Source organism: Pseudomonas sp. B23(2017) (genome assembly GCF_002113725.1).
Lineage (GTDB): Bacteria > Pseudomonadota > Gammaproteobacteria > Pseudomonadales > Pseudomonadaceae > Aquipseudomonas > Aquipseudomonas putida_Z.
The window spans coordinates 1-3,062 of sequence record NZ_NEJM01000036.1 but is presented as its reverse complement, the minus strand read 5'-3'; the positions used below and the strand labels follow the sequence as shown (position 1 = coordinate 3,062).

General features: G+C 60.3%; 1 protein-coding gene. It reads left to right on the top strand.

Annotated elements, in window-relative coordinates; translation table 11 throughout:
* Positions 1-3,062, top strand: a 3,062-nt coding sequence (locus tag CAG46_RS28825) for an immunoglobulin-like domain-containing protein (protein ID WP_371919196.1), incomplete at both ends; no start/stop codon positions are given.

Here is a 3,062-nt window from a genome sequence, read left to right as displayed (position 1 = left end):
GAACAACGTCCATAACACCAACTTGGACCTGACCAACAAGATCACCGACATCTCGGGCGGCAATTACGAGAAGACCGTGGCGGTTGGCGAGCCAGTGACGACTGTCACTGACAACCCGGCCACTCCGGACATCACCACGCTCACCCTGACCGCGACGGACACCGTGGCCGAAGGCGGCAAGATCACCTACACCGCTACCTTGACCAACAAGGCCGGTACCGACTTGGTGATCAAGCTGAGCAACGGTGAGAGCATCACCATCGCGGCTGGCTCGAAAGAAGCCTCGATCACCATCGATGCCCCAAGCGACGATGTGTATGTCGATGCCGAAGACCTGAGCGTGACCGTTACCGGCACCACCGGCGGTGACTTCGAGAAGCTGAACATCAGCAGCACTGCAGCCGTGACCAAGGTCACCGACACCATCGACACCACCACCGTGACCCTGACCGCCACGCAAAGTGTGGTCGAGGGCGGCGTGGTGACCTACACCGCGTCGGTTAACCACAAGGTCACCGGTTCGGACCTGGTAGTGAAACTGGCCAACGGCCAGACCATCACCATCCCGGTGGGCGAGTCGTCGGCTTCGGTACCGTTCACCGCCCCGAACAACGTCCACAACACCAACCTGGACCTGACCAACAAGATCACCGACATCTCGGGCGGCAATTACGAGAAGACCGTGGCGGTTGGCGAGCCAGTGACCACTGTCACCGACAACCCGGCGACTCCGGACATCACCACGCTCACCCTGACCGCGACGGATACCGTGGCCGAAGGCGGCAAGATCACCTACACCGCTACCCTGACCAACAAGGCGGGTACCGACTTGGTGATCAAGCTGAGCAACGGTGAAACCATCACCATCGCGGCCGGCTCGAAGGAAGCGTCGATCACCATCGATGCCCCAAGCGATGACGTGTACCTCGATGCCGAAAACCTGAGCGTGACCGTTACCGGCACCACCGGTGGTGACTTCGAGAAACTGGACGTCAGCAGTACTGCGGCCGTGACCAAGGTGACCGATACCATCGACACCACCACCGTGACCCTGACCGCCACACAAAGTGTGGTCGAGGGCGGCGTGGTGACCTACACCGCGTCGGTTAACCACAAGGTCACCGGTTCCGATCTGGTGGTGAAGTTGGCCAACGGCCAGACCATCACCATTCCGGTGGGCGAGTCGTCGGCTTCGGTACCGTTCACTGCACCGAACAACGTCCACAACACCAACCTGGACCTGACCAACAAGATCACCAATATCTCGGGCGGCAATTACGAGAAGACCGTGGCCGTTGGCGAGCCGGTGACCACCGTCACCGACAATCCGGCGACTCCGGATGTCACCACGCTCACCCTGACCGCGACGGACACCGTGGCCGAAGGTGGCAAGATCACCTACACCGCTACCTTGACCAACAAGGCCGGTACCGACCTGGTGATCAAGCTGAGCAACGGTGAGACGATCACCATCGCCGCCGGTTCGAAAGAAGCGTCGATCACCATCGATGCCCCAAGCGACGACGTCTACCTCGATGCCGAAAACCTGAGCGTGACTGTCACCGGCACCACCGGTGGTGACTTCGAGAAGCTGGACGTCAGCAGCACTGCGGCTGTGACCAAGGTCACCGACACCATCGACACCACCACCGTGACCCTGACCGCCACGCAAAGCGTGGTCGAGGGCGGCGTGGTGACTTACACCGCGTCGGTCAACCACAAGGTCACCGGTTCCGATCTGGTGGTGAAGTTGGCCAACGGCCAGACCATCACCATTCCAGTGGGCGAGTCGTCGGCATCGGTGCCGTTCACTGCACCAGACAACGTCCACAGCACCAACCCGGATCTCACCAACAAGATCACCGATATCTCGGGCGGCAACTACGAGAAGACCGTGGCCACCGGCGAGCCGGTGACAACCGTGACCGATGGTCCAGGTACCAAGGACGTTACTCACCTGACCCTGAGCGCGACGCCGACAGTTGCCGAGGGTGGCAAGATCACCTACACCGCTACCCTGACCAACAAGGCCGGTACCGATCTGGTCATCAAACTGAGCAATGGCGAGACCATCACCATTGCGGCTGGCTCGAAGGAAGCCTCGATCACCATCGATGCGCCAAGCGATGATGTGTATGTCGATGCTGAAGTCCTTCAGGTAAAAATGACCGAAACTTCGGGTGGTGACTTCGAGAAGCTGAATGTAAACAGCGGCGCAGCGGTGACCAAGGTCACTGACACCATCGACACCACTACCGTGACGCTGACGGCGACTTCGACCGTCGCTGAAGGTGGTGTGGTCACTTACACCGCGTCGGTCAACCACAAGGTCACCGGATCGGACTTGGTGGTGAAGTTGGCCAACGGCCAGACCATCACCATCCCGGTGGGCGAGTCGTCGGCTTCGGTACCGTTCACCGCGCCGAACAACGTGCACAACACCAACCTGGATCTGACCAACAAGATCACCGACATCTCGGGCGGCAATTACGAGAAGACCGTGGCGGTTGGCGAGCCAGTGACCAATGTCACTGACAACCCGGCCACACCAGATGTAACGAACCTGAGCCTCAGCGCCACCAGCACTGTCGCTGAAGGCGGCAAGATCACCTACACCGCCACCCTGACCAACAAGGCTGGCACCGACCTGGTGATCAAGCTGAGCAACGGTGAGAGCATCACCATCGCGGCTGGCTCGAAAGAAGCCTCGATCACCATCGATGCGCCGAGCGACGATGTGTATGTCGATGCCGAAGACCTGAGCGTGACCATCACCGGCACCACTGGTGGCGACTTCGAGAAACTTGACGTCAGCAGCACCGCGGCTGTGACCAAGGTCACCGACACCATCGACACCACTACCGTCACCCTGACCGCCACGCAAAGCGTGGTCGAGGGTGGCGTGGTGACCTACACCGCGTCGGTCAACCACAAAGTCACCGGTTCCGATCTGGTAGTGAAACTGGCCAACGGCCAGACCATCACCATCCCGGTGGGCGAGTCGTCGGCTTCGGTACCGTTCACCGCGCCGAACAACGTGCACAACACCAACCTGGATCTGA